Raw genomic sequence first — 25,433 nt, 5'->3', positions numbered from 1 at the left:
CCATTTTTTTTAGGTTTGCGACAAAAATGTCATTAAAATAAACCATATTACTAATAGATAAAAAATATAAATATCAATTAATTAAATCAATTTTACAATAATAATATTCCTTCATATTTCATCCATTATTGACACTATTTGTATAAAAAGTGAGTACTCTTCAGTTCATATAACAGATTTACTCTTATTGTAATTATGCTATTTTTGTTACATGGAGTTATCAAAGCTTTTATAAGTTGTAATTAGAAGCTTTGAAGGCAACACAGTTTAAACGGTTTAACTCTGTTACTTTTAAAAAAATGTCTTGAAGTTCAAGGAAAGATTAAAATGAAATTAAAACATCTGAGCACTGCAATGATTTTAGCAACGCTGCCTGCAACTGGGGTTTTTGCAGCAGCATTGGATCGCTCTGGACAATCAATGTCTGCATTTTTGCAGCCTGGTAACTACTTTGAAGCTGGTATCACTGCTCTAGACCCGGATGTATCGGGTAAAGAAGCAGGATCAAGCGCAACTCGCCGTGATATTGCCGATATGGGTGAGGATTATTACTTCCCTAATGCAGCATTAAAACTACAAATTAACGATAAATTCTCGTTTGGTTTACTTTACGATCAACCATTTGGTGCAGATGCAGAATATTCTGGGAAAAATGTATTTGTGTCAGACTCTTCTAACACAATTTTAGCACCAGCAGCATTAGAGTCTATCCGTGCTAGTACTATTGATAATACATTTAATGGTTTAACTGCCAATCAACGTGTCGGTGCCGCTCTGCAAGCCCAAGGAGTAAACTTATCTACTCCAGCAGGTCAAGCACAATTTGCTGCTACTTTAAATGCTTATAATAATGATGCAACTACTAAAGCTGCTATCGATGCAGGTGTAAAACAAGGCGTCGCAGCAAGAGTAGATGCTGGAATAAATGAAATTAATGGTTTACTTGGCAAAGGTGGTACCAAAGTTGAAGTTGATACTCAAAACCTTGCTATGGTTTTTGGTTTTCAACCGAATAAGAACTGGAACCTCTATGCAGGTGGTGTATACCAGACAATTAAGGGGAACATCAGTCTTCGTGGACAAGCTTATAGCATCTACAATGGCTATGATGCAGACATCAAAGAAACTGGCGGCGTAGGTTGGTTAGCAGGTTTTGCTTATCAAATTCCTGAAATTGCATTAAAAGCCTCTTTAACGTATCGTTCTGAAGTTGACCATGATGTCAATATCCGTGAAAACTTACCTACTCTTCCTGCTCTTTCACTATTAGGGCAAGCCGCTGCTGGTGAGGCAATTAAAAATAGCTCAGCAGACACCACAATTACGACGCCTCAATCAGTTAACTTTGATTTCCAAACGGGAATCATGGCTGACACTGTTGCCTTTGCCAACGTACGTTGGGTGAACTGGAAAGATTTCTCCGTTCAACCATACAAATTTGGGCAACTATCAAAAGTTGTAGGGCCGATTGTCAACCGTCCAAATGGTTTCGATTTAGTTAGCTATGCAGATGACCAATGGACAGTCACCACAGGTGTTGGTCGCAAACTTAATGACAAATGGGCTGGTAACGTTTCTGTAGGTTGGGACTCTGGAGCAGGTGACCCAATTACAACTCTAGGTCCAACTGAAGGCTACTGGAACGTAGGTTTAGGCCTTCAATATAGCCCTACTCCACAAACGTTTATTGCTGGTGGCGTAAAATACTTCTGGTTGGGCGATGCTAAAGCTCAAACTGGCGCACAAGCTGGTAGCGACCAATATCTTGCAGAGTTCTCTGACAACAATGCGATCGCTTATGGTTTAAAACTTGGTTATAAATTCTAAGTTTCAAACTTATCCATATAAAAAGGCGCTTAAAGCGCCTTTTTATTATTTACTCTTAAGCTGGGATCGTACGTTTCGAAACTGAACGGATTGCTTCTTTTAATGCATCATATCCATTAATTGCTGGAAACTGTGGAAACTCAGCAATTACGTTTGTCGGCGCATCAAATAAGAAACCATGGTCGGCTTCACCCAGCATGGTTGTATCGTTATATGAATCGCCCGCAGCGATTACGCGGAAATTTAAGCCATGTAGTGCTTTAACAGACTCACGTTTTTGATCTGGTTGACGTAGCTTATAAGCCGTAATCATTCCTTCTTCATCTGTCTCTAATTTATGACAGAAAATGGTTGGCCAACCCAATTGCTTCATTAAAGGGTGTGCAAACTCATAGAAAGTATCTGACAGGATCACGAGTTGGAAATGAGTACTCACCCATTCAACAAACTCTTTTGCACCTGGTAAAGGCCCCATCTCAGCAATGACTTCTTGAATGTCATTTAAGCCTAGACCGTGTTGTTTTAAAATATTAAGACGCTGAGTCATTAAAACATCATAATCCGGAATATCACGAGTTGTAGCCTCGAGTTCTTTAATCCCTGTTTTTTTAGCGAAATTGATCCAGATTTCAGGAACTAAAACCCCTTCAAGATCTAGGCATACGATTTCCATGAATGCTTCCAACGTTGGTTAAAAATTGCTGTATCATACCATTAAGATTTTCAGTTTTGCGTTGTTATTGATCAAATCAATTTTATTCATAAGGATCGAAATTAAAGTGCTAAGCAGTTTATCAACTATCCTTTAGAATATTTTTCATAACTCAATGCGCCCAAGCCTTTTGCCAGGAACACACATGACCGTTATTCCGACTATTGATATCGTAGATGCTCTTGCTGCTGAATATGCAACCAAAAGCCCTCGGGAAATTTTAGAACTTGCCTTAAGCCAACAAGGTGAAATCGCAATTTCTTTTTCGGGAGCAGAAGATGTTGTTTTAATTGATATTGCTTCACGTTTGGGTAAGCCTTTCCGTGTCTTTAGTCTCGACACTGGCCGCCTCCATGCTGAAACATATCAATTTATTGAAACTGTCCGTAAACACTACAATATCAATATCGAAATTTGTTTCCCTGAATCTGAAGCTGTTCAAAACATGGTAAACGAAAAAGGTTTATTCAGCTTTTTTACAGATGGGCATCAGGAATGTTGTGGTATTCGAAAAGTTCAGCCTTTACGTAAAAAACTTGCTACTTTAGATGGCTGGATTACAGGTCAACGTAAAGATCAAAGCCCTGGTACACGTACAGAAATTCCTGTCGTACAAGCTGATGCAGGCTTCTCTGGTCCAGATAAGCAACTCATTAAATATAACCCTTTAGCGAACTGGACAAGTGCTGAGGTATGGAGCTACATCCGTATGATGGAAATTCCATATAACCCTCTTCACGAACGTGGTTTTGTTTCTATCGGCTGTGAACCGTGTACACGAGCTGTATTACCGAACCAACATGAGCGTGAAGGACGTTGGTGGTGGGAAGAAGCGACTCAAAAAGAGTGCGGATTACATGCAGGCAACATGAAAAAGTAATTTGTTATCAAAAAACCACTGCTAAATCAGTGGTTTTTTTTATGTCATGTTACGTACACAAAGTCATATTTTATCTACTCTAAACGCTATATACTTAATTTTACGGTTCTATAATTCTAATAAGAGCTCAGATAAGGGCTTCTTAGAAAAATGCATGAGGCACAATGATTTATGCGTCCATTACACCCAATTGATTTCATTTTTCTGTCACTTGAAAAAAGACAGCAACCCATGCATGTCGGTGGATTATTTTTATTTGAAATTCCTGAAAATGCACCTGAAACCTTTGTACATGATTTAGTAGAAGATATTAAACGCTCAAAAAGTATTCCTATTCCGCCCTTCAATAACCGTTTAAATGGTCTATTTTGGGATGAGGATGAAGAGTTCGATATCGATCATCATTTTCGCCACATTGCTTTACCCCATCCGGGGCGCATTCGTGAACTTCTGGTTTATATTTCACAGCAACATAGTTCATTAATTGATCGTGCAAAGCCACTTTGGACCTGTGACATTATTGAAGGAATCGAAGGCAATCGTTTTGCGATGTATTTTAAAATCCATCATGCAATGGTTGATGGCGTTGCAGGCATGCGTTTAATTGAAAAATCACTTTCAAAAACACCTGAAGAGAAACACGTGGTTCCTTTATGGTGTGTCGAAAGCAAGAGAACTAAACGCTTAAAAGTGCCGACTCCAAGTACAAGTAAAATTAAGAGTATTTTAGGAGGCATTAAGTCTCAACTCGACATAGCTCCTAAAGTAATGCAAGAGTTATCTCAGACTATATTTAAAGAAATGGGCAAAAATCCTGATTATGTTTCTACCTTTCAGGCGCCAGTTTCGATTTTGAACCAAAGAGTAAGTGCTTCACGTCGTTTTGCGGCCCAATCCTTTGAACTGAGCCGCCTTAGAAAAATTTCAAAAGCATTAGGCGTAACGATTAACGATGTTGTACTAGCAGTATGTTCGGGTGCATTACGTGAATATTTGATTAGTCAAAATAGCTTACCTAAAAAGCCACTTATTGCCATGGTTCCAGCTTCATTACGCACAGATGATTCTGATATGAGTAACCGAATTACCATGATTCTAGCAAATTTAGGCACTCATAAAGACCAACCATTAGAACGTCTAGAAATTATTCGTCGCAGTATGCAGAATTCAAAGCAACGCTTTAGCCGTATGACTGCTAATGAAATTTTAAACTATAGTGCGGTGGTTTATGGTCCGGCAGGATTAAACATCATGTCAGGAATGCTTCCTAAGCGTCAGGCGTTCAATTTAGTGATTTCTAATGTACCAGGGCCACGTGAGCCACTTTATTGGAATGGCGCGAAATTAGACGCTCTCTACCCTGCTTCCATTGTTATGGATGGACAAGCTTTAAATATTACCATGACTAGTTATTTAGATAAGCTTGAAGTGGGATTAACAGCTTGTCGAAATGCTTTGCCAAAAATGCAAAACCTTTTGACTCATTTAGAAGATGAGATTCAACGTTTTGAAGAAATTATTGCAGAGAAGCAGCTGAAACATCATTCAGCAAGTTAGAAAAAGTTAAGGGGCTTTGAAATGGCCCCTTATTTTTTGATTGTGCGGCACTGGTTAAGCAACTGATGACATACTGAACGAATCATCGCAGTTGTAATCGGCACTTCTTTACCTTGGTCATTCAACATATAGCAGCTATTGACTGGCGTGCTATCTAAAACATGTTTAAGACCGTTGCTAATTAAGTTTTCACTTACATTCATGGGTTATACCTCTTATTGTTTGCTAAGACGTTAAATAGGGAGAACGTCTACGGCTACTGTATGTAAGTAGTATTTAAAATTCATGAATGAAAGTAAAATTTCAGTTGTAACAAGGATTAAGCGATATCTTGTTACAACTTTAACTTAAAATGATATCGTATTGCTCTTGCGTATATAAATTTTCGACCTGAAATTTAATCACACGGTTGATGAAATGCTCTAAATCAGCCACTGCTGGCGCTTCTGCTGTTAATAACCGGTCAATCACAGAAGGATGGGCAACGACAGTAAAGCCACTCGTTGACTCAAATGCGCGGGTATAGCGTAATATCTCACGAAATATCTCGTAACACACTGTCTCTGCTGTTTTGACAAAACCACGCCCTTGGCACGTTGGACACGACTCACACAGCAAATGTTCTAACGATTCACGTGTTCGTTTACGGGTCATTTCGACCAGCCCAAGTTCTGACACTTGAGTAATTTTTGTCTTGGCGTGATCGCGCTCAAGCATTTTTTCAAATTGACGCATCACCTCTTCACGGTGAATTGCTTCTTGCATGTCAATAAAATCAATAATGAGAATACCACCCAAATTACGCAGTCTAAGTTGACGTGCAATGACTTGTGTCGCTTCCATATTGGTTTTAAAAACCGTGTCTTCAAGACTACGACCACCGACATATGAACCGGTATTCACGTCAATCGTTGTCATGGCTTCAGTCTGGTCGATCATAAGATAACCACCAGATTTCAAAGCTACACGGGTTTGAAGGGCTTTTTGGATATCTTCTTCGACATTATAAAGATCAAATAGCGGTCGCTCACCCGGATAATGAATGAGTCGACTCTGCATATTCGGAACAAATTCTTCAACAAACTCCATAAGTTTGGCATGAATTTCTCTCGAATCGACATAGATCTTTGCCGTCTCTTCGCTTGCTAAATCTCGAATAATACGCTGAGGTAATGGAAGTTCTTCAAAAATTAAGGAAGGAACTGCAACATCAATCTGCTTACGTTGGATGTATTCCCATAATTTACTCAGATAGCACATATCCCGTGCAATTTCTGCCTCATCCACACCTTCGGCAGCCGTACGTACAATCACACTACCCGGCAGATTATGTTCAGATTGAATACCTTCAATAATATTACGTAATCTATCTCGCTCTTCTTCAGACTCAATACGCTGCGATACGCCAATATGGTTACCATATGGCATGAGAACCAGATAACGAGAAGGAATTGAAAGATCTGTACTCAGACGTGCCCCTTTCGTTCCTAACATATCTTTCATGACTTGAACGGTCAGGGTTTGACCGGGATGTAATAGCTCAAAGACATTGGGGGTAGGTTGTGAACGAGGCCAAACCATATCATTGATGTGTAAGAAGGCTGTTCGAGATAAACCGATATCAACAAAAGCAGCTTGCATACCCGGAAGCACTCGCACGACTTTGCCTTTGTAAATATTACCGACTAGACCGCGCTTGACCGTACGCTCAACATACAGCTCATTAACAGTTCCATTTTCGATTAATGCCACCCGACACTCCATAGGCGTGACATTAATAAGTAATTCTTCTGACATACATAAACTCAAAGCATTATAAAATTTTTATTAAAGAGTCAGAGAAGCTGTTAACTTTAACTTTGTCTAGTGTTCATCGACAATGCTATTCAATTAAGAATGATAACAACCCCTTTATGTCTTTACTCTTTTTAATAACTGTGCAAATTCGTATAAAGGAAGTCCTACCACATTACTATAACTTCCTTGAATTTGGGGAATATATTGAGAAGCTATTCCTTGAATTGCATACCCACCGGCCTTCCCTACAGGCTCACCTGTGGCCCAATAGTCTTCCATATCTTGTATAGTCAGATGTTGGAACTCAACTTGTGTTTGTACCGCCTGACTCAAAACTTGTTGTTGAGTGGCAATACATATCCCTGAAAATACGTCATGCCAGCGTCCAGATAGTTGTTTCCATATTTCAAAAGCATGATCTTTCGATTCAGGCTTGCCAATAATTTGGCCATCAAGCCCAAGACTCGTATCGGCAGCGATAACAATTGCTTCTGGAAAAAGGTTTAATACAGTTTGCGCTTTTTCTCTCGCTAAACGTTCAACATATTGATGAACCAGTTCATCCTTATGAACTGGTTCATCAATATCTGGGCTATAGATTTCAAAAACCAAACCCAATTGTTGTAATAGTTCCTTCCGACGAGGAGAACTAGAAGCTAAAACTATATGCGCCATTTTGCCAAACAATAATAGACGATTGGCCAAGTGATGATACTTGTCATCAATGGTTGCCAATGTCTAGCAAGCGAAAAGTGAATACCACCCATGGTTTGTGTTACCCACATAAATACTAAATGGGCAATAATGACCAGAGTTGCAATTGTCCACAAATTACCAAAAGTTAAAATACGGCGTTCCCGAATTAAAAAACGGGTTAGAAAAGTCATAATGACAAAACTTAAAGCATTGAGTCCTAACGGTGCATCAAGCAATAAATCTGTAAAAATTCCCATTCCAAATGCAAACCAGACACCACACCAAGAAGGCTGACAGACGACCCAAAATAGCGTAATCATCAGCATGAATAATGGACGCCAGCCTGAAATATCGTAAGACAACGGATAAATCATGAGTACTGATCCAATAATAACGGAGATAATAATCCCCCATAATGGATCATTGTTCTTTTCTCGCTTTAGTTTAGCGATCGGCATAAGGTTGCTCCTTCGCTAATGACTCAGAGAAAAGCACTACAACATGGTGTCCTGTTGCTAATTGCGCTGCTGGTGTTACATCAATTTCAGCAAATTCACCTGAATTATGACGTCTTATTTTAGCAACTGTACCCACTGCATAACCTGCTGGGAAATGTTCACCCAAACCTGAGCTAAACACTTTATCCCCCACCTGAATGTTCGCACTGGTCGGAACATATTCCATTTTCAAACGGCCCAAATCACCCGTACCAGAAACAATTGCCCGCATTCCGGTGCGTTCAAGGCGCACAGAAAGTGAATGTTCTTTATCTGATAACAGCATTATACGTGAGCTATGAGGATATACATTAATGATCTGCCCCATAATCCCCTTATCATCTAAAACCGTTTGGCCGACCTTAAGATGGTCCATAGAGCCTCGGTTAATAATGATGATATGACGCAATGGGTCCGCATCGGTACCAATCACTTCGGCAATCTCCATACGACCATCAATAATTAATGGCGTATCAAGCAGACCTCGCAAACGGGTATTTTCAGCTGATAGTTCAGAAAGCTTCTGTAATCGGACTTGGGCTTGTAACAACTCAGCCTGCATCGCAGTATTTTCACGACGCAGCTGTGCTTCAGATTTTGTTTGTTGATTCAGCCATTCTCTCGACAGTACCGGATAGCTAGCCAATGCATAAATTGGATTATATGCAGCGTACAAGACATCCCTTGCTGGCTGAATTACATAAGGCATGCGCCAGTCAAAAAACAGCACAACCAAACATGTAATGACCGCAATAATGAACGAGCGGAAAGATGGCGGCTGTCTTGAAAAAATATTCTGTTGCACCGCCTAATCCTTAAACTTAACCAACAAAAAGCATGTCATGGTTCGGGTTGTCAAAGAATTCCAATACTTTACCACCACCACGGGTCACGCAAGTAAGAGGATCTTCAGCAACAACAACCGGTAAACCTGTTTCTTGAGCTAATAATTTATCGAGGTTACGGAGCAATGCACCACCACCTGTCAACACAATACCGCGCTCAGCAATATCAGAAGAAAGTTCTGGAGGAGTTTGCTCAAGTGCTGATTTTACTGCACTTACAATGTTTTGTAATGGATCAGAAATTGCTTGAGTAATTTCGTCAGAAGTTACGGTAATTGCACGAGGTACACCTTCTGCAAGGTTACGACCACGTACTTCAATTTCTAATGTTGTGCCATCAGAAACAGCCATACCGACTTCTTTTTTGATAATTTCTGCTGTGGTTTCACCAATCACGCAACCATGAGCTTTACGAACATAATTGATGATTTGCTCATCAAATACGTCACCACCGATGCGTAAAGAGTCAGCATAGACACAACCTTGCAATGAAATAATTGCAATTTCTGTTGTACCGCCACCAACATCCACAACCATAGAACCACACGCCTGTTCAACTGGCATACCTGCGCCAATTGCAGCAGCCATAGGCTCTTCAATGAGACGAACATCACGGGCACCAGCATTAAATACTGCTTCGCGAATTGCACGACGCTCGACCAAAGTTGATTTACATGGTACACATACAACCACACGAGGTGCAGGTGGGAACAAACGTTTTTCGTGAACTTTACCAATAAACTGATTTAACATGGTTTCAGTCACTTCAAAATCCGCAATTACACCGTCTTTCATTGGACGAATTGCAGAAATATTCGCAGGTGTACGGCCTAACATTTGCTTAGCATCTAGACCTACAGCAGCAACAATTTTTTGTGAACCACTGTGACGAATTGCCACAACTGTTGGTTCATTTAATATAATGCCGCGGCCTGGTGCATAAATAAGTGTATTTGCTGTACCTAAATCAATGGCTAGATCCGGCGAAAACAAGCCAATTAGTCGTTTTAGAATCACGGTTCGTTCTCAGTTAAACTTTCATGTGGATGCAAGGTGGCAACTTTAAACTAAATGTGATGATTTGAACAAGTCAATCGCTTATTATAACGCACGATATTTTGAAAATTTTTAATACTGATTAGGTGATGTTATGTCTACATCGGATGCACAGCATTCAGCAGATTTAAATGCACAAACAGTTTCAGCAATCGCCAATCTTGCTCGATTGTCGCTCAATGATACGCAATCTGCTGAATATGCTCAAAGTCTAAATAAAATTTTAGGCATGATGGAAACCTTAAAAGGCATTGATACGGAAGGCGTAGAACCTTTGAAAAGTCCTTTTGACAATCCTCAACCTTTACGTGCTGATGTGGTAACTGAAAGCAATCATCGAGATGAGTACCAAGCAGTTGCACCAGCAACTCAAGATGGTTTGTATCTTGTTCCTCGCGTGATTGAATAACTTTTACTCAATTAACCCATCTTCCCTATTTTGAATGTAAAGAAATTTTACTCATGACTGATTTACATCGCTTATCAATTCGTGAACTTGCTGAGGGCTTAAGCCAAGCGAAGTTTTCATCTCGCGAACTGACTGAACACTATTTAAAACGTATTGCTAAAATCGACTCACAAGTTAAAAGCTATGTGACGGTTACACCTGAACAAGCGCTTGCAGAAGCAGACGCTGCCGATGCTGCATTAAAAGCAGGTAATGCAACTGCTCTAACGGGTATTCCTCTGGCACACAAAGATATTTTTTGTACCAAAGGCATTAAAACAACTGCTGGTTCAAAAATATTAGACAATTTCATCTCTCCTTACGATGCAACTGTTGTTGAAAAAACTAAAGCAGCTGGTCTTGTCACTTTAGGTAAAGTGAATATGGACGAGTTTGCGATGGGTTCAACTTCGGAAAGCTCATATGTAGGTGCAACGAACAACCCATGGGCACTTGATCATGTTCCGGGTGGTTCATCTGGTGGTTCTGCTGCGGCAGTAGCAGCTGATTTAGCGCCTTTTGCAACGGGTACTGATACAGGTGGTTCAATTCGCCAACCAGCCTCTTTCTGTGGTTTAACGGGCTTAAAACCAACCTATGGTCGCGTATCTCGTTTCGGAATCATTGCCTACGCATCATCACTTGACCAAGCAGGTCCAATGGCACGTTCTGCTGAAGATTGTGCTTTCCTAATGAATGTAATGGCAGGTCACGATGCAAAAGACTCAACTTCTGTTAAAAAAGAAGTTGATGACTACGTTGCAAACTTAAATGGCACATCTGTAAAAGGTTTACGTATTGGTATTCCTAAACAGTATTTCAACGTTGCTGGTTTAGATGCTGACGTAAAAGCTCGTGTTGAAGAGTCTTTGAAAAAGCTGGAAGAAATGGGTGCAACTCTTGTTGAGATTGATCTCAATATGACTGAAGCCTATGTTCCAACGTATTACCTCATCGCACCAGCAGAAGCATCTTCTAACTTGTCTCGTTACGATGGTGTTCGCTACGGCTATCGCTGTGAAAACCCGGCTGACTTGATGGATCTTTACAAGCGTTCGCGTTCAGAAGGTTTTGGTCCAGAAGTTCAACGCCGTATCTTAATTGGTACCTATGCCCTCTCTGCGGGTTATTACGATGCTTACTATGTGAAAGCGCAAAAAGTACGTCGTTTAATTCAACAAGACTTCTTAAAAGCATTTGAAAATGTAGACGTGATTGCTGCTCCTTCTGCACCAACCACTGCTTATAAAATTGGTGCAAACTTAAGTCCAACTGAAATGTATTTAGGTGATATCTATACACTTGCAGTGAACTTAGCAGGCTTACCAGCGATTAATGCTCCTGTTGGTTTTGACAAAGACAGCTTACCTGTCGGCTTACAGTTGATTGGTAACTATTGGTCCGAATCACAATTGTTGTCAATTGTTCATCAATACCAACAAACTACTGACTGGCATACCAAACGTGCGGCAATTGCTGAGGAGAATGCATAATGGCTGAAGCTCAAAAGTTGAAATTGATTGACGGTTGGGAAGTCGTTATTGGTATCGAAATCCACACTCAGCTTGCAACCAACTCTAAAATTTTCTCTGGTTCATCGACTGAATTCGGTCAAGACCCAAACACTCAAGCGAGCCTTGTAGACTTGGCCATGCCAGGTGTTTTGCCTGTTCTCAATCAAAAAGTGGTTGATCTTGCGATTCGCTTTGGTTTGGGTATCGATGCATACATCGACCAAGCTTCTGTGTTCGCACGTAAAAACTATTTCTATCCTGACTCGCCAAAAGGCTACCAAATTAGCCAGATGGATAACCCGATTGTTGGCTTGGGCCATGTTGATATCCAGCTTGAAGATGGCACAATCAAACGTATTGGCGTAACACGTGCTCACCTCGAAGAAGATGCGGGTAAATCTATTCATGACCAATTTGAAGGCATGTCTGGCATTGACTTAAACCGTGCTGGTACGCCGTTACTTGAAATCGTATCTGAACCAGATATGCGTTCGGTTGAAGAAGCTGTGGCTTACATCAAATCAATTCACACACTTGTGCGTTGGTTAGGTATTTCTGACGGTAACATGGCTGAAGGTTCATTCCGTGCAGACTGTAACGTGTCTTTACGTCGTCCGGGACAGCCATTTGGTACACGCTGTGAGTTGAAAAACCTCAACTCATTCCGTTTCATCGAGCAAGCGATCAATGTTGAAATTGAACGCCAAATGGAAATTTTGGAATACGGCGGAAGCATCGACCAAGAAACACGTTTATTCGATCCAAACAAAATGGAAACGCGTTCAATGCGTTCTAAAGAAGAAGCGAATGATTACCGCTACTTCCCAGATCCAGACTTGTTACCAGTGATTATTGCAGATGAGCAAATTGAAGCTGCTCGTGCTGCGCTTCCAGAACTACCTGCTGCACGCCGTGCACGCTTTATCGCAGACTTTGGTGTAACTGAGTACGATGCACATGTACTTACGCTCTCACGCGAAATGGCGGACTTTTTCGAGGCTGTTGTGGCTGCTGCGGGCGGTGCCGCACAAGGTAAAGTATCTGCAAACTGGGTAATGGGTGAATTCTCAGGTGCTTTAAACAAAGCAAACCTAGACTTAGCAGACTCACCTGTTTCTGCTGAACAGCTTGGTGGCATGATTGCACGTATTGTTGATAACACCATCAGCGGTAAGATTGCGAAACAAGTCTTTGGCTTTATGTGGGAATCGGAAGGTAAATCTGCCGATGACATTATTGCGGAAAAAGGCTTAAAGCAAGAAACCGACACTGGTGCAATTGAAGCAATCATTAAAGAAGTACTTGCAGCCAATGAAAAAATGGTTGAAGAATACAAGTCTGGTAAAGAAAAAGCCTTTAACGGTCTTGTAGGTCAAGTCATGAAAGCGTCTAAGGGTAAAGCCAACCCTGCGCAAGTAAATGAATTAATGAAGAAATTAATTGGTTAAGCTAATCTACTTTAAAAAGAAACCCGCTTTAGAGCGGGTTTTTTATCTGTTTTATAAACTTAATGAACCCACAATAAATTTTTAAACTAAAACCATCCCTAATAGGTTAACCATGAAAATTAGATTACTTATTACGACTTCTTTATTGTTAATAAACTCGACACTTTTCGCTCAATCTATTCAAATTCCAAAAAGTGAAGTGGCATCTATTTTTAAAGCTGCAGATTTCAAAAAAACAAAACATGGCTGGAAAGGCAACTGCGATACTGGTGAAATTATTATTTATCAAGATTTAAATGGTGATGGCCGTAAAGATGCCATTATTCAAGATAGTAGCATGTGCTATGGCAATACTGGCGTTGGCTACCATATTATTTCACAGCAAAAAGACGGTAAATGGAAACAACTATTTAGTGACTCTGGCATACCTACCTTTTTGAAAACTAAAGGCAAAGATGGTTGGCTTGATATTGAAAATGGCGGTCCAGGCTTCTGTTTTGCTATTTATCGATGGAATGGTAAGGAATACATCGTCAACCGTTATGAATATCAAGGTAAAGCTTGCCAGTTATAAGAAAAGACCTAATGAGCTTTAAAAAGCCTCGATTTATCGAGGCTTTTTTATATCACTTATGAAACATCCTTCGACTAAAGAATGCGCTTTTTCCTAAAAAACTACACAGTGACTGTGCTAATTTAAATTAAAACTTTAGATAACTTATATTTTAAAAAGAGAGATAAATCATGTCTAAAAAGATTTTAATGTTGGTCGGTGACTACGCTGAAGACTATGAAACTATGGTTCCTTTTCAGTTTTTAACTGGTTTAGGTTATACCGTACATGCTGTTTGCCCAAATAAAAAAAACGGCGACCATATTGCTACTGCTATTCATGACTTTGAAGGTGACCAAACCTATAGCGAAAAACGCGGTCACAATTTTGCCATTAACTATGATTTTGAGGCGGTTAATACTGAAGACTATGTAGGCTTAGTCATTCCGGGTGGTCGTGCACCAGAATATTTACGCATGAATGAACGTGTTATCGAAATTGTGCGTGAGTTTGATCGAGTGAAAAAACCAATTGCAGCCGTATGCCATGGCGCTCAGTTACTTGCTGCGGCAGACGTATTAAAAGACCGCTTGTGTTCGGCTTATCCAGCATGTGCTGCCGAAGTAAAATTAGCAGGTGGACAATACGCAGATATTGCTGTGACCGAAGCTGTTACAGATGGACATTTAGTGACTGCGCCTGCTTGGCCTGCACATCCTGCTTGGTTAGCGCAATTTGTGAAAGTTTTAGGGGCAACAATTAGTATCTAAATAGATCTCTTTATTCTAATTAAAATAAAGCCTGCTATTTAAGAGCAGGCTTTATTACTAAAATAGAAAACTAGATTTTTTATCTTGTAATGCCCAACTTATTCCAAATCTCTGGTGTTAAAAACGTTGTTACTAATTTATTTAAGTCGATATAGCGCAATGTTCCCTGCAACTGCTGTTTAACTGCTGGGTCTTTAACAATATCTTCACCCGCGCTTTGACCTAACTGCTGGAAAGCCTCGCCGACTGCCTTAACACCTTCCGCTTGAATCACAGCTTTAGTTTGGGTAGAACATTGCTCCACAATCACACGTTGTAAAACCTGTGCCAGTTTTTGGTCTAACTGATCTTTTTGCTCAGGTGTTACATTACTAAATGCTTTTAAATCAGGATGGGCAGCTAAAGCCGTAAATGTCCATTGAAGTACAGTGGTCTTGTCTGAAGTGGTTGTGGCCTTAACTAAACAGTCACTCAACTGATCGACTGTTGGACCAGCCATCGCGATTTGAGTTGTACCCAATACAGCAATTGCCATACCAACTGAACGGCTCAGATGTGAAAACTTACGGCGGGCAATCGCATAAACATGACGTGACATAGGTCTAGCTCCAATAAACAATCTGTTCTTTGTATCACAGAGCGAGTGGAGTTACCTGTTATGACTCTGTAAATCGTCTACTTCTTCAAATTTATCAACTGATTTAATCCTTAACCCATTCCAGCATAATTCCATGTTTCAGGAATGCTCGGTTGTTCTGGTGCTTTATTTAAGTCAATATTTAAGTTTCGACTATCCTTATATGATTTCTCACCCGAATCTGAGGCGGGTGATACGCCTAAACTATAACGATAGCGAAATTGCCACAATAACGGTTTGAGGGGACGAATATCCAGACTTAAAGAATCCTCATCATGACAATTCCCTTTGGAACTTTCATAGTCTTGCTCAGAAAAACAGGCTCTGATCATCCGACTAAAACTAAATGGATAGTTCGCAATAAACTGGTGTGTCTTTCCAGAATCAGTTAACTCATAAAAACTAGCACGCTCAATATTTGCACCGCCTCCTGAATACATTTCAGAAAATGAGTCGATTACAGCAATGGCATAACGGTTTTGGGCCATAGGAAAAAGCTTGGGAAAAATAAATTGCCCAACAGATGTGCCCTCCTTTTGATTAGAAAAATCTACATGCCACTGTCTCAATACTTTAAGCCCCGCCGCAGAGTGATTAAATTGAATAATATCGCCACCCGACAGAAGCCATAATTTCTGATCTACTGTTTTTAAAATCCGCCATTGATCAGGATGCTCGCAAATATTTTTAACTTGTATACAAACTTGGTCCTGCTCATTTTGGCTTAACTGTGTTTTTTTAAACTCTAAAATATCCAAAGGTGCAGCAAAAGCAGGACTGGCAAAACAAGCAAACATTCCAGCTACAACCAAGAAAGCTATCTCTTTTTTCCTTTTAATCATTTATTCTTTTCCTAAAGATATTTTTAGTCGACCACCAAGCTATTTGACAATAGACTCAATTTTATCAAGCTCCCATACGCCCCCTGCTGCCAAACCTTTGCACATACCTGTCCACATATCTTTCGTATGTACAAACTTTTGTCCATCCCACACCCATTCTTCACTTGCCCAGCAATCTCCAATGCCTCTTCCCTTTTGAGCGCTACTAATAATTCCACTGTCAAAATCCGATGCTGTCTCAGTTACAAAAGTGGCTTTACCAGTCAAAGACTCATCAAGTACCCAAGCACCATTCCCTTCGTTATAGGCGCCTCTCCAACATAGAGTAGTTGCTAAAACTCTCTTATTGGTAAGTTTATAAAGTTCAATTTTCTGCGGCTCAGATCCATCGCTACCACCATAGATTCCCTCGCAAAAACCTTGTTCTTTAGGGTTCGCTTGAGCTGCCATCAAGCTACGGTGTATTGCTTGATATTGTTTACTGTTTGACTGTAACGTCAAATATGGCTTAGCCGCAGTTTTGACATGCTTTACAATTAATTTGGGTTGGGCTGCCAACACTTTTGATTCATTAGCATTTCCCTTTTTAACCAAAGCACCGACCGTTCCTACACGCTTTTGAAAATCATCCATTTTTAATAAAACAGCAGTCATTCCTGCATCAGAAATTTTCCATTGATGCTGTGCATTTTTAAATACAATTTCAGTTCTTTGTTTAGACTGCTGGAGTAAAGCGTTGACTTGCGAATTGTTCAATTTACCCATTAATGGCAGCTCAACACCATCTACAGTAACGGTGCCTAAATCTTTGCCATTCACATAAAAGTGGATATTTTTAAGCTGACTTGCAGGCAAGCTTTGTTCGTAGTCCGATAAAGCAAATTCAGCCTGTACAGGTTGCTTTGGGCCCGCTTGACGCACCAATAGCAGCGACGCTGGATTATCACCATTTTCTTCATTTTGATAACCTGCCGCCTTACAAGTTCCTGTGTTGCTACAAGAAATTTCCCATTCTTGGTGTGAAAATGAAATACCTTTTATTTCTTGAGCAAAACTATAAGAACTCATCACTGCTAAACAGCAGATTGAAAGCATTTTTTTCATTTTTTCATGTCTCTACAGGTCTGTTTTATTATTAAATTAAAACAGTATAAAATTTTGGGTTACCGTCTAGTTTAAAAGAATATGCTAGGTTGATATAAAATTTAAATGATTACTTTTTAAAAATGAAAAAACTATATTTTTTACTATGTATCGCATTAGTGAGTACAGCTTCAATTACACATGCCGAAGTAAAAAGCTTTACACCCCATTTCCCAAAGTTTTATAGCTCTGCCGCAACCCGCAAAGCAGATAATCAGTTCTACAAGCTTGGAGAGGCAAAATTTTTAAATAGCGTTACAGTACCGTTTTATGGTGTTACTGCGCTAAGCCCAACAGATGATGGGTTACTTAAAGATTTTGAAAAATGCACACTAAAAAATTGCCGCTTTAATTTTAAACTCGATGCTCAACATGCCAAGCAGCTTAAGCTTCTTGCATTACCTGAAATAGGGTTAGTGCTTGTGCCTAGGAATTGGCAAAACGTGCAGGCAAATGCAGGTGCCAACGGTAGCGGTTTTGCTTTAGCGATGAGTACAGATCAAAAACAGGCCATAGAACTTTACGATTCTTCTTTTTGTGTCGGCTGCGGACTACCAAACGCAACGCTCTATTTTCCAGAGCTTTTAAAAGAAAGTCTTGAAAATGAGTTTGGTGGTTATAAAGACTCTAAAAAACTGATCAATATTGTTCATCCATCAAAGAAAGTGGCTTTTTTTAGTTATCAAATTCCCCAACTTAATAATAAAACACATGGCATTGCGAAATATTACGACGAAGACACGTTTAACTATAAAGATATTCAGGTGACCTTAGATAAATCGCAACAGTCTTTGGTTGGCCCTATTCTCAACTTTTATAACGCAACTCATTAAACCCAAACTCATAAAAAACCCGCTTTCGCGGGCTTTCTTTTATTTGTGTAATATCGATTCAAAGGCTTTTAAACGCTTATAAATTGAAAGTAGTTCAATAATTGTTTTCCATGAACTAATTAAATATTGGAAAGATTCACGTACACGCCCAAACACATTTGCAATTTGTTGAATTAAACCTAATGTAAGTTTACCAGCAGCAATCGATGGAAAAAGGACAACCAAGTTGTACAGAACATCAAGTTGGCCATACCAAATTGCCGTCATATTAAAATAGGCATAGTGGAAATAAAGTCTAAAATAGTTTTTACGTACGTTACTAAATAGCTCACGTAAGGTAGCAGGTTTTGCGCGGTCTGCATGGTCTTCGCCATAGACTAACTCTTTACGATAGGCTGCTTCAACTTTCTGATTATTAAATTGCAAGCCTGGTAACTTTACGCCTACGACCATTAACAGAACGGTACCGAAAATTGACCATACTATTGCAGCCCATACTAAAGAATGATTTAACTCACCAACAATGGGTAAAACAGGCACATGTTTAGACAATTGGAATAAAATGGGTAAGAAAGCAATTAAAGTAATTAGAGCTTTTACCAATTCGACTCCTAAATCTTCCAAAATAGTTGCAAAACGCATTGTATCTTCTTGCACACGTTGTGAGGCACCTTCTACATGACGCAGCTTTTCCCAATGTTCTGTGTAGTATTCATTCATTGCCGTACGCCAACGAAATACATAATGACTGGTAAAAAAAGCATTAATCACGGCTAGAGTTACAGCCACCATTGCAATATAAAGAAACACTAAGGTCTCGCTATAAAGTGCCGAAACATTCCCCCCCCCATTGGAAAGCATCTTCTGGATTAAATCCCAAAATGGTACATACCATGCATTAATTGCAACACTGACCTGAACAGCAAACCAGATATTGAACAAAATAAATGCAGAACCCCATATAGACCAACGCTGCCATGGATTATTAGAAATAATTTTCCAAAAACCAGCAAAAAGAGCAGTAGAGACTAAAAACCAGAGATAGAACCATAAAAATGCAGGTGACCAAAATCGACTTACACCAATAGGTAACTCAGCATCTACATAACCATGAGGAAAGCCTAAATACTCCCCCCAATGATCCCCACCTGTATACCAGAGCACCATATTTAGCGCGAGCCAAACGACCACTGATATAAAAAAATATCGTGGTGATGGAAAAAATGATTTGAACATTAAGCGTGGATATCCTTATATTTCTTCAAATTTACAATGAGAAGAATACTAAAACCTAAACCTTAAAATTGTGAAGTGCAAAGTTTAGAGAATTGTCAGTTTTTCTCGTTTCATTGAAGGATTTGATCGTTTTTTTGTAAATTCATCCCTTTTGGGCAATTTAATCCATTTAAATTGCCTTGTATATGACCCTCAATAGAGCCATATACGGCTTTTATAACACAGCAATATCAGAGATTAAATCTCTTCTTTACGGACAATATAACCTTCCAACTGCATTGCCTGAATGAGCAAATCTAGGTCTGAGGCACTTTTAAGCTCAACGTCAACACTTACTGCACTTTCCTTAGCACGGCTTGTAGCCGCGAATCGCTCATGGCGAAGTTCATAAATATTACCGCCTTGCTCAGCAATAATTGCGGTTAAACGAGCTAAAGCCCCCGGATTGTCTGGTAATTCAACACGAATACGAACCATACGACCTGTACGCGTTAAGTGACGTTGCAATACAGAGACCATAACACGTGTATCAATATTGCCACCAGACAGCACCACACCCAATTTATGACCTAAAAATAGATCTGGACGAGACATAATTGCAGCAATACCTGTCGCACCTGCCCCTTCACAGACTGTTTTTTCAATATTGAGTAACAGCGCAATTGCCTCTTCAATCATATCTTCGGTGACAACAACAATGTCATCAACATATTCTTTAGCAACTTGGGTCGTAAGCTCACCTGGGGTTTTAACTGCAATACCTTCAGCAACTGTTGAACCCATTGAAACAGCAAGTTGATAGTTACAAAGCAACTTAGCCATACTTGGGTAAACGACTGACTGCACCCCAATAATTTTAATTTTTGGATTTATGGCTTTGGCAGCAATCGCAATACCTGAAATTAAGCCACCGCCACCAATTGGCACCACTAAAATGTCTAGATCAGGCACAGCTGCAAGCATTTCGAGTGCAATGGTTCCTTGACCTGCAATGATTTCTGCATCATCAAACGGGTGGATAATCGTTAAAGACTCTTCTTGAGCAATGCGATGCATTTCAGCAGCAGCTTCAGAAAAATCTTGCCCATGTAAAATTACCCGTGCTCCATATTCACGCACTCGCTGCACTTTTACATTAGGCGTAGACTTCGGCATCACAATGGTCGCTGTTACACCTGTGCGCTGAGCATGATAGGCTACACCTTGCGCATGATTACCTGCCGAAGCTGCAATAACGCCATTTTGTTTTTCTTGATCAGATAAACACAGCAGTTTATTCAGTGCGCCCCGTTCTTTAAAAGAAGCTGTAAATTGTAAGTTTTCAAATTTCAGCCACATTTCAGCCCCTAAGGTTTTAGAAATGGTTTCTGAGAAAACAAAAGGAGTTTTTACGACTAAACCTTCCAAACGCTCTGCGGCAGCATGAACATCATCTAATGTTGGAAACCCATTTTTAACCTGTTGCTGTATCATTTATCTAGTCAGCCTCAATACATTACAAATCAATTATTTTTTAAAAATGACCTCAATATTTCATATTGGTCATAAGAGTTTTCAGCATATCCAACATGTACCTAATATACAAAAATTTTTATTCCAAAAATTAAGGATTTAAACTCACATAAAAAAAAGCCCTACTCAGGCTTTTTATTTAATTTTCAAAAGATTAACGTTAAATCATTGGGTTTGTGCGCTCAAACCATCCGTAGATAAATTTTGTTCAGCTATTTTTTCATCAATTGCAAATTGAATATCGGAAAGTTTAGCGTTAGCTGCATCTATGCCAGATTTCATGGTGGCTTCACGGCCTTTCACATCAAAAATATGCGCTTTTTCTCTTAAATCTGGCTGAATAACAACATCTGCATATTGTAATTCTTCTGCCGCTAGGCGACCTTGCATAATATTAATATTCTGGTTAAACAGTCCCCAGACATTCGATGTTTCTGTATAAATAGGCTGAGCTAAAATATCAACCGCAATAATCACATCAGCGCCTAAATCTCGTGCGACTTCAACGGGTACTGGACTGACTAAGCCGCCATCTACATATTCAGATTTGCCAATTTTAGTGGGTACAAACATACTTGGAATTGAAGCAGATGCCCTAACCGCTTGTCCCGTATTGCCATAGTTAAATACAGTTTTAGTGCCATGCTTTAATTCTGTTGCAACTACATACATTGGAATTTTCATTTTTTCGAGTGGCATGTTGTTAACTTGCTGGTTAACGTAGTTTTCTACTTTTTTACCATCAAAAAAACCTTTTAGCCCGATACTAATATCACGCACATCGCCAGCTTTCATTTTTAATGCGGTATCACGTAATTGAGCAGGACTTTTACCGCTTGCATAAAGTGCTCCAACAATACTACCGGCACTGGTACCTACAATAAAATCTGGCCGAATACCATGTTGTTCTAAAACCTCAATAACACCGATATGAGCATAACCTCGTGCTCCACCGCTACCCAATACGAGCGCAACAACTGGACGTTTTTGCTGTTTTTTAATTCGCGCAAATGGCTGATCAACAGAGCGAGCATAAGCCTCCGCTGTTGGTGATTTTAGAGCAGCAGATAAGTGTGTAGTGGTCTGGCACCCTGCCAACACAATAGAGAGTCCGAGAACCCACAATTTAAGCTGTTTCATGGCCTATCTTCGCACTATGAGGTTTAAGTTCGGATTGCAATTTTAGTTGCTAGTCTCGTGAAAAGCTGTATCGAATTTATTTAATTTGTCATGTTTAAAATTTAGACTCAAGTATTTTATCTATACCCTTATGAAAAAGGCCCCTTATTTATAAGAGGCCTTTTTTAAACTTACCAGATATCTGAATCAACTTTTTTCTTCAATTCCGGATACTTATCAATTTTAAACTCAGGCTCTTTAATGCCTTTTTTCAATTGTTCACGGTAATCTTTCAACAATGTGCGTGCCATCGGCGTTAATAGTACGATTGCAATCAAGTTAATGGTTGCCATGATACCCATAAACAAGTCAGCCATAGACCAAACGAGCGGAACACTACCAATTGCACCAAAGTACACCATCACCAATACAAAAATACGGAAGATGAACATTACTTTCGGATTGTTATTAATAAACTGTACATTACCTTCTGCATAGGCATAGTTACCTAGTACAGCTGAATAACAGAATAAGAATAATAGAACTGCAAGGAAGTCTGAGCCCCAATGTCCAACTTGAGTTTCTAAGGCACGTTGTGTTAATTCAACACCGACAAAAGCTGTATCTTGATAAACACCAGAAACCAAAATGATGATTGCAGTACTTGTACATACAATGAAAGTATCTACAAATACACCGAGCATTTGTACCAAACCTTGGTTTACAGGATGTTTTACATCAGATGCAGCAGCAGCGTTTGGTGCAGAACCCATACCAGCTTCGTTAGAGAATAAACCACGCTTAATCCCTTGCATCATTGCCATTGATACTGCCGCACCAAAGAAACCACCTGCTGCAGAATTAAAATTGAAAGCTTCGGTCACAATCAGCTTTAAAATATCAGGCAAAATTGCATAGTTACTGATTGCAATATATAGAGCAACAGCTAGGTAAAGACCTGCTTTTAAAGGTACAAACATCTCTGCAAATTTAGCGATACGTTTAATACCACCAAAAATTGCCAATGCCACTAAAACGACAAGAGCAAGGCCAACCCATGAAATTTCTAAATCAACGCCACCTAAATGAGCAATAAGATTAGCTTTGTCCCAACCCCAAGCATGTGAAGATGCATTAGCAATCGCATTGATTTGAACTGAGTTGAATACGAAACCATAGGTAAAGATCAATGCAAGTGCGAAGACCACACCAAAGGTTTTACTGCGTAAACCTTGAGTAATATAGTAGGCTGGTCCACCGCGGAACTGTTTAGTCTTACTATCTCTAACTTTAAATAGTTGAGCAAGTGTAGACTCAATAAAAGCAGAACTCATACCAAGAACAGCAGTAACCCACATCCAGAACACTGCACCAGGACCACCAATTGCGATGGCAATTGCTACACCAGCAATATTACCAACCCCAACACGGCTCGCAAGGCCTGTTACAAACGCCTGAAAAGGTGTAAGACCATGCTCATCTGCTCCTTCTGTACGACTGCTTTTCATAACACGGATACTTTGCAAGAACATGCGAATTTGCACTGCACCTGTTAAGACCGTATAAAAAATACCTACAGCCAGCAAGAAAATAACCAAAAAGTCCCATAAAGGGTCATTAAAAAATTTTACCCACGACATCAGTGTGGCATTGAGTTGTTCATTCATACTCGGTCCGCTTACATTCCTTGCTAATGTGCTAAGAGCACATGCCAAAATACTGCAATAAACAAAAAAGCCCCAAAAAACTGGGACTTTTCAGTAAATTCAAGAAAAAACTTTTAATGTCAATTGAATAGCAATTATCGTCACAAGTTTAAGCAACATCATGCCCAACACTAAGCCTTTGAAGGTTGCATGAGAGAAAGCGACCTTCAGATAAAATAATATCATTGCACGACTGAACTTTTCCGCTTTCGGAAAAACAGCATGCATCGACTCAGCTGTAAACTTGAAAACTAACAAATGACCACCGCTAAATAAACTCGTCTAATGATTCCCATCAATTAAGCGAGTTATACAAAATCTGGATTTAAGCCAATAAGCATATTTACATATACTTTTGAGCAAATGTCTAAACTGGATATAAATTTCAAAGACTGTAACAAGCGATCGCCATAACGCGACTATCTGAGCTCTGATCTCCATGATCAAAGAAGAGTGCGTTGAGACCTGTACTAAGCTGTTGTATTTTTTGTGACTCAGTAGCTGCGTGAGTTACGTTCATTTTCATGGTTGCAATGGTAATCGCCAATCCTTGTTTCATGAACTGCTTGTTGATGAGTGATAGACTCATGTAAAGCTCCTATACCTCGTGTATTTCTCCATTTCTGCACCTAGATCCTTTTTGTAAAGGGATTTTGTTTGCAGCCAATATTTCCTAACGTGAGTATGGAGAAATCATACCTGCGTAAAAAAGTCGGTATTATGCAGAAATTTAACGTTTTGTGTATATTTTTCATTAAAGTTTTATATAAAAAATGGTCATATTTTATATAAAACTATCCGTTTTGTACTGTTTTTAAACATATTATACCTTTTTTTCAATTGAATATTTTTCACCCACTCACTGTTATGCTTTTATTTTTATAACCGACAAAATCACTCTATTTTGTCTATTTAAATCTAAAGTGGCATATTCGAATTATGATTAATCAGACAATATGTCTAAACTAATTAAATTATCATACCTGTAAGGATATCTCTTTTCTAATATTTTTTGCTTATAAATGAAGTACTTTCAAAACATGAAATTAAGCTTCAAAAAGTATGAAATATTTAAGAAAAAGATATAGGAGTACTCATGAATCTGGAACAAGTTCGTCTCGTTGATGAAGCTATCACTTCTCGACATTCTGTCCGCGCTTTTTTAAATACTCCAATTGAGCCAGAAGTCATTAAAAATATATTACAAGTCGCAAGTCGAGCACCTTCTGGAACAAATACTCAACCATGGAAAGTCTATGCAGTAACAGGCAACAAGCGTAATCAAATGGTTGAACGTGTCTGTGCAGCACAAATTGAAATTTCAAAAAATCCAGAACTTGCAGAACAATATAAAGAAACTTTTGCCTATTACCCTGAAAAATGGGTATCCCCTTTTATTGACCGCCGACGCGAAAATGGTTGGGGGCTCTATGGTCTACTCGACATTAAGAAAGGTGAAAAAGAAAAAATGGCTGAACAGCAGTTACGTAATTTTAAACTGTTTGATGCACCAGTCGGCCTTTTCTTTACAGTAAATAAAACGATGGGAATCGGGTCTAAAATGGATATCGCAATGATGATCCAAAACGTGATGGTTGCTGCCAAGGCGCGCGGTTTAGATACATGCCCACAAGCAGCCTGGAACCATTTCCACCCTATTGTTTTAGATGTGTTGGGTGCATCAAATGATGAAGAGCTAGTTTGTGCAATTGCGTTAGGTCATGCTGATCCCAACCACATTGTAAATACCTTCATTACTCCTAGAGAACCTGTTGAAAATTTTGCAGTTTTTCTAGACGAATAAT

Annotated in this window: 26 protein-coding genes; 10 read left to right on the top strand and 16 right to left on the bottom strand. The window is 39.4% G+C overall.

All coding sequences use genetic code 11. The features are described 5' to 3' along the window. Nucleotides 1-327 precede the first annotated feature (327 nt). Nucleotides 328-1,827 (top strand): outer membrane protein transport protein, encoded by a 1,500-nt coding sequence (locus AC2117_RS03555; protein WP_133971964.1) that lies wholly within the window; start codon nucleotides 328-330, stop codon nucleotides 1,825-1,827. Nucleotides 1,828-1,882: 55 nt separating this feature from the next. On the opposite strand, the gene thrH is transcribed toward AC2117_RS03555, so the two are convergent. After that, nucleotides 1,883-2,500 carry a bifunctional phosphoserine phosphatase/homoserine phosphotransferase ThrH gene (gene thrH / locus AC2117_RS03550; protein ID WP_133971962.1) on the bottom strand — a complete coding sequence of 206 codons (618 nt, stop codon included), beginning with the start codon at nucleotides 2,498-2,500 and terminating at the stop codon, nucleotides 1,883-1,885. 184 nt (nucleotides 2,501-2,684) lie between these two features. Here thrH and AC2117_RS03545 point away from each other — a divergent pair, with 184 nt between their 5' ends. Further along, on the top strand, nucleotides 2,685-3,419 hold the full coding sequence (locus AC2117_RS03545) for a phosphoadenylyl-sulfate reductase (protein ID WP_004639063.1): 735 nt from the start codon (nucleotides 2,685-2,687) through the stop codon (nucleotides 3,417-3,419). Between the two features lie 171 nt (nucleotides 3,420-3,590). Beyond that, nucleotides 3,591-4,976 carry a WS/DGAT/MGAT family O-acyltransferase gene (locus AC2117_RS03540; protein ID WP_042897680.1) on the top strand — a complete coding sequence of 462 codons (1,386 nt, stop codon included), beginning with the start codon at nucleotides 3,591-3,593 and terminating at the stop codon, nucleotides 4,974-4,976. A 29-nt stretch (nucleotides 4,977-5,005) separates the two neighbouring features. On the opposite strand, the gene AC2117_RS03535 is transcribed toward AC2117_RS03540, so the two are convergent. From AC2117_RS03535 to AC2117_RS03510, 6 genes are all read right to left on the bottom strand, one after another. Beyond that, complete coding sequence (locus AC2117_RS03535) at nucleotides 5,006-5,179, bottom strand: PA1571 family protein (RefSeq protein ID WP_075431535.1); 174 nt, start codon at nucleotides 5,177-5,179, stop codon at nucleotides 5,006-5,008. A gap of 139 nt (nucleotides 5,180-5,318) precedes the next feature. Beyond that, nucleotides 5,319-6,773: a ribonuclease G gene (rng, locus tag AC2117_RS03530; RefSeq protein WP_042897681.1), complete on the bottom strand. Its 1,455-nt coding sequence runs from the start codon at nucleotides 6,771-6,773 to the stop codon at nucleotides 5,319-5,321. A gap of 114 nt (nucleotides 6,774-6,887) precedes the next feature. Further along, complete coding sequence (locus AC2117_RS03525; protein ID WP_133971960.1) at nucleotides 6,888-7,448, bottom strand: Maf-like protein; 561 nt, start codon at nucleotides 7,446-7,448, stop codon at nucleotides 6,888-6,890. Next, nucleotides 7,436-7,927, bottom strand: a complete 492-nt coding sequence (mreD, locus tag AC2117_RS03520; protein WP_042897684.1) for a rod shape-determining protein MreD — start codon at nucleotides 7,925-7,927, stop codon at nucleotides 7,436-7,438. The genes AC2117_RS03525 and mreD overlap by 13 nt, the downstream gene beginning before the upstream one ends. Beyond that, nucleotides 7,914-8,771: a rod shape-determining protein MreC gene (mreC, locus tag AC2117_RS03515; protein ID WP_133971958.1), complete on the bottom strand. Its 858-nt coding sequence runs from the start codon at nucleotides 8,769-8,771 to the stop codon at nucleotides 7,914-7,916. The genes mreD and mreC overlap by 14 nt, the downstream gene beginning before the upstream one ends. Nucleotides 8,772-8,787: 16 nt before the next feature. Next, nucleotides 8,788-9,828 carry a rod shape-determining protein gene (locus AC2117_RS03510; protein ID WP_004789315.1) on the bottom strand — a complete coding sequence of 347 codons (1,041 nt, stop codon included), beginning with the start codon at nucleotides 9,826-9,828 and terminating at the stop codon, nucleotides 8,788-8,790. A gap of 133 nt (nucleotides 9,829-9,961) precedes the next feature. Here AC2117_RS03510 and gatC point away from each other — a divergent pair, with 133 nt between their 5' ends. The 5 genes from gatC (at nucleotide 9,962) to AC2117_RS03485 (ending at nucleotide 14,600) form a co-directional block, all read left to right on the top strand. Then, the gene (gatC, locus tag AC2117_RS03505; protein WP_000107699.1) at nucleotides 9,962-10,276 is read left to right on the top strand and encodes an Asp-tRNA(Asn)/Glu-tRNA(Gln) amidotransferase subunit GatC; all 315 of its coding nucleotides are present in this window, start codon (nucleotides 9,962-9,964) and stop codon (nucleotides 10,274-10,276) included. 53 nt (nucleotides 10,277-10,329) lie between these two features. Further along, on the top strand, nucleotides 10,330-11,808 hold the full coding sequence (gene gatA / locus AC2117_RS03500) for an Asp-tRNA(Asn)/Glu-tRNA(Gln) amidotransferase subunit GatA (RefSeq protein WP_133971956.1): 1,479 nt from the start codon (nucleotides 10,330-10,332) through the stop codon (nucleotides 11,806-11,808). Then, the gene (gene gatB, locus AC2117_RS03495; protein ID WP_133971954.1) at nucleotides 11,808-13,277 is read left to right on the top strand and encodes an Asp-tRNA(Asn)/Glu-tRNA(Gln) amidotransferase subunit GatB; all 1,470 of its coding nucleotides are present in this window, start codon (nucleotides 11,808-11,810) and stop codon (nucleotides 13,275-13,277) included. Before gatA ends, gatB begins: the two co-directional genes overlap by 1 nt. Nucleotides 13,278-13,389: 112 nt before the next feature. Continuing rightward, the gene (locus tag AC2117_RS03490; RefSeq protein ID WP_133971952.1) at nucleotides 13,390-13,851 is read left to right on the top strand and encodes a hypothetical protein; all 462 of its coding nucleotides are present in this window, start codon (nucleotides 13,390-13,392) and stop codon (nucleotides 13,849-13,851) included. 170 nt (nucleotides 13,852-14,021) lie between these two features. Then, nucleotides 14,022-14,600 (top strand): DJ-1/PfpI family protein, encoded by a 579-nt coding sequence (locus tag AC2117_RS03485; RefSeq protein ID WP_197730981.1) that lies wholly within the window; start codon nucleotides 14,022-14,024, stop codon nucleotides 14,598-14,600. A gap of 79 nt (nucleotides 14,601-14,679) precedes the next feature. On the opposite strand, the gene AC2117_RS03480 is transcribed toward AC2117_RS03485, so the two are convergent. From AC2117_RS03480 to AC2117_RS03470, 3 genes are all read right to left on the bottom strand, one after another. Further along, a complete protein-coding gene (locus AC2117_RS03480) occupies nucleotides 14,680-15,198 on the bottom strand; it encodes a hypothetical protein (RefSeq protein WP_197730980.1) in 519 nt (172 codons plus the stop codon). Between the two features lie 110 nt (nucleotides 15,199-15,308). Next, nucleotides 15,309-16,079 carry a hypothetical protein gene (locus AC2117_RS03475; protein WP_133971950.1) on the bottom strand — a complete coding sequence of 257 codons (771 nt, stop codon included), beginning with the start codon at nucleotides 16,077-16,079 and terminating at the stop codon, nucleotides 15,309-15,311. Nucleotides 16,080-16,118: 39 nt separating this feature from the next. Beyond that, complete coding sequence (locus tag AC2117_RS03470) at nucleotides 16,119-17,183, bottom strand: DUF1176 domain-containing protein (protein ID WP_133971948.1); 1,065 nt, start codon at nucleotides 17,181-17,183, stop codon at nucleotides 16,119-16,121. 122 nt (nucleotides 17,184-17,305) lie between these two features. Between AC2117_RS03470 and AC2117_RS03465 the strand changes: the two genes are divergently transcribed. Beyond that, nucleotides 17,306-18,055 (top strand): DUF4850 domain-containing protein, encoded by a 750-nt coding sequence (locus tag AC2117_RS03465; protein WP_133971946.1) that lies wholly within the window; start codon nucleotides 17,306-17,308, stop codon nucleotides 18,053-18,055. Between the two features lie 39 nt (nucleotides 18,056-18,094). On the opposite strand, the gene sbmA is transcribed toward AC2117_RS03465, so the two are convergent. From sbmA to AC2117_RS03435, 6 genes are all read right to left on the bottom strand, one after another. Continuing rightward, complete coding sequence (sbmA, locus tag AC2117_RS03460) at nucleotides 18,095-19,291, bottom strand: peptide antibiotic transporter SbmA (protein ID WP_133971944.1); 1,197 nt, start codon at nucleotides 19,289-19,291, stop codon at nucleotides 18,095-18,097. 237 nt (nucleotides 19,292-19,528) lie between these two features. Continuing rightward, nucleotides 19,529-20,764, bottom strand: coding sequence for a threonine ammonia-lyase (locus tag AC2117_RS03455; protein ID WP_042897705.1), 1,236 nt, complete (start codon nucleotides 20,762-20,764; stop codon nucleotides 19,529-19,531). Between the two features lie 204 nt (nucleotides 20,765-20,968). Next, nucleotides 20,969-21,943 carry a patatin-like phospholipase family protein gene (locus AC2117_RS03450; protein WP_227549223.1) on the bottom strand — a complete coding sequence of 325 codons (975 nt, stop codon included), beginning with the start codon at nucleotides 21,941-21,943 and terminating at the stop codon, nucleotides 20,969-20,971. Nucleotides 21,944-22,113: 170 nt separating this feature from the next. Then, nucleotides 22,114-23,589, bottom strand: coding sequence for an alanine/glycine:cation symporter family protein (locus AC2117_RS03445; protein WP_133971942.1), 1,476 nt, complete (start codon nucleotides 23,587-23,589; stop codon nucleotides 22,114-22,116). A 99-nt stretch (nucleotides 23,590-23,688) separates the two neighbouring features. Further along, nucleotides 23,689-23,856 carry a hypothetical protein gene (locus AC2117_RS03440; RefSeq protein ID WP_133971940.1) on the bottom strand — a complete coding sequence of 56 codons (168 nt, stop codon included), beginning with the start codon at nucleotides 23,854-23,856 and terminating at the stop codon, nucleotides 23,689-23,691. 157 nt (nucleotides 23,857-24,013) lie between these two features. Then, nucleotides 24,014-24,217, bottom strand: coding sequence for a hypothetical protein (locus AC2117_RS03435; protein ID WP_133971938.1), 204 nt, complete (start codon nucleotides 24,215-24,217; stop codon nucleotides 24,014-24,016). Nucleotides 24,218-24,724: 507 nt separating this feature from the next. On the opposite strand from AC2117_RS03435, the gene AC2117_RS03425 reads away from it, so the two are divergent. After that, nucleotides 24,725-25,432, top strand: a complete 708-nt coding sequence (locus AC2117_RS03425; RefSeq protein WP_133971936.1) for a nitroreductase — start codon at nucleotides 24,725-24,727, stop codon at nucleotides 25,430-25,432. The last annotated feature ends 1 nt before the right edge of the window (nucleotide 25,433 follow it).

This window comes from Acinetobacter calcoaceticus (assembly GCF_900520355.1).
Classification (GTDB): Bacteria; Pseudomonadota; Gammaproteobacteria; order Pseudomonadales; family Moraxellaceae; genus Acinetobacter; species Acinetobacter calcoaceticus_C.
This window is presented reverse-complemented; position numbering and strand designations above follow the sequence as displayed.